General features: G+C 47.9%; 1 protein-coding gene. It reads left to right on the top strand.

The annotated features are described in order from the left end of the window. The first annotated feature begins 245 nt into the window (after positions 1 to 245). Complete coding sequence (locus tag AB6E08_RS23110) at positions 246 to 1,787, top strand: IS66-like element ISVa5 family transposase (RefSeq protein ID WP_372160330.1); 1,542 nt, start codon at positions 246 to 248, stop codon at positions 1,785 to 1,787. Positions 1,788 to 1,873 lie beyond the last annotated feature (86 nt).

Here is a 1,873-nt window from a genome sequence, read left to right as displayed (position 1 = left end):
TTTAGTAAGACTCGCTACACTGTGCGATCTAAACACCTTAAATGATAGGTGTTGAAGTATAAGTGGCCTTCAAAAGAGAAAAATCAGGTGTTTACCCTCACTCAATTTGAGCTTGATAGACTGCTTTCTGGCTTCACAATTATCGGCCATGAACCCGTAAAAATAAACGATTTTACAATGAGCTAATCGAGAATAAAGCCTTATATACCAAGCGTTAACGGCACGATTTTAGTATAATCAATGCCATGAAAAAGACGCCAAATATCAACCCAGAAAGCCAAGATATTGCCGAGCTACAAGCGATGGTGAAAGCCCTGATGCTCTCGCAAGAGCAGAAGGAATCGCAATGGCAACAAGAGCGCCAATCGCTGCTTGAGCAACTCAAACTCGCCTTCGACCGCCAGTTCGCTAAACGCTCGGAGGCGTTAAAGCCTTACGATGAATCACAAGGTGACCTCTTCAACGAAGCGGAATGTGAAGCCGTTAAGGAAGAAGAAGTTGAGGTGACAACCACGATCACAACGAAAAAGCGTGGTAAACGTAAACCTCTGCCTAAGACCTTACCTCGTGAGGTTATCGAACTCGATTTAGACGACCATGAAAAGCAGTGTTCTTGTTGTAATCATGGCCTGCATAAAATCGGTGAAGACCGCAGCGAGAAGCTAGAGTTCACGCCTGCGGTACTCAAGGTGTTGGAATATGTTCGCCCTAAGTACGCTTGCCGCCAGTGCGAGAAAACAAGCGACAGCAGCCATATCGTTCAGAAGCCATCCCCTCAGAGTCTCATCCCTAAAAGCTTCGCCACAGAAAGCTTGCTGGCCAACATCATTCTTGGCAAATACCAGTACGCGATGCCACTTTATCGCCAAGAATCGCTGTTTACCCAGTCGGGTATCGAGTTATCACGCACCACCATGGCAAGGTGGGTTATCCAAGTCAGCGAGAAGTTCGCCCCGCTGTATGCCGCCTTGAAGAAGTACCTACTTCAGCAAGTGGTGGTTCAGGCGGATGAAACGCCGCTCAATGTGCTCAAGGAAGAGAAGAAGTGTTATATGTGGCTCTACTGCTCGGGCGCTGACTCGCCCGAAGCCGCACTGTCTAATGTGAAAAATATTGCCTTGTACGACTACCAAAACAGTCGCGCGAGGGCATGCCCTATTGCCTTTTTAGGTGACTACAATGGTTATCTACAAACCGATGGCTACGCGGCTTATGATGGTCTGCATCAAGTCACTAATGTGGGGTGCTTAGCGCATGCTCGGCGCAAGTTCATGGATGCGAAGAAGCTTCAAGGGAAAGGTAAATCGGGCAAGGCTGATAAGGCGCTGGCTAAAATCCAAAAACTCTACGGGATAGAATCACGCTTAAAAGGTGCGCCTGCCGAAGAGCGAAAAGCAGAGCGTCAAGCGTATGCCAAGCCGATACTGGATGAGCTTTATCAATGGATGACAACCCAGAAGGTGACAGGCTCTAGCCCACTAGGCAAAGCGATAAAATACACGCTCGGGCAGTGGTCAAAGCTCATTCATTATATCGACGATGGTCACTTATCTATTGATAATAATCGCGCTGAACGCGCAATTAAACCACTGGTCATTGGCAGGAAGAACTGGCTGTTCTCTAATACACCAAACGGTGCTGATGCGAGCGCGATGCTTTACAGCATCATCGAGACCGCGAAAGCCAACGGCCTTATTCTCTACGACTACATGGTCAAGTGCATGAAAGAGTTGGCGAAAGCAGAGCCTGATATCGACGCACTCCTACCTTGGAACTTCAAACACTGACAAGTCGCCCCGTGGGTTCGTGGGGCGGATACGTATTTCTTAATCAATACGACAAGTTTCAGGCATACCTAACCCAGTAAGCTTGT

The organism is Vibrio sp. 10N.247.310.24, assembly GCF_041467175.1.
GTDB lineage: Bacteria > Pseudomonadota > Gammaproteobacteria > Enterobacterales > Vibrionaceae > Vibrio > Vibrio tasmaniensis_A.
Note: the sequence above shows the minus strand (reverse complement) of the source record. Positions and strands in the feature narration are given on the sequence as shown.

What these genes read in the sequence shown, in the direction of transcription:
- AB6E08_RS23110 (WP_372160330.1), top strand. Translation starts at nt 246, where the DNA reads ATGAAAAAGACGCCAAATATCAACCCAGAAAGCCAAGATATTGCCGAG.